Source organism: Hyphomonas beringensis (assembly GCF_000682755.1).
GTDB classification, from domain to species: Bacteria; Pseudomonadota; Alphaproteobacteria; order Caulobacterales; family Hyphomonadaceae; genus Hyphomonas; species Hyphomonas beringensis.
This window is the reverse complement of sequence record NZ_AWFF01000017.1, coordinates 1-232: the sequence shown is the minus strand read 5'-3', so window position 1 is coordinate 232 and position 232 is coordinate 1. Positions and strand designations below refer to the sequence as shown.

At 51.3% G+C, this 232-nt stretch carries 1 protein-coding gene; it reads right to left on the bottom strand.

Annotated elements, in window-relative coordinates:
• Positions 1 to 232 (bottom strand): hypothetical protein (locus tag HY29_RS19550; protein ID WP_206741911.1); only part of this gene is annotated, 232 nt, incomplete at both ends.

Here is a 232-nt window from a genome sequence, read left to right as displayed (position 1 = left end):
TAACACGTTCAGGCTCAATCCTCCTATCTGAACCCCTGATGAGTTTGGCCTGCCCTTAGGGGCGTTAAAGGTCTGTACGGATTGAATGACATGCCTAACGGGATGGTGGGTGCGCAAGGCGCGCCCGTAAATACCTGAAACATATCGATGCGCATGCCCTGTCTCTTTTTCGAGATGGGGCATGTCCACAAACACGAGTCTAATGAGGTTGATGATGACGCGGGCAAATTTG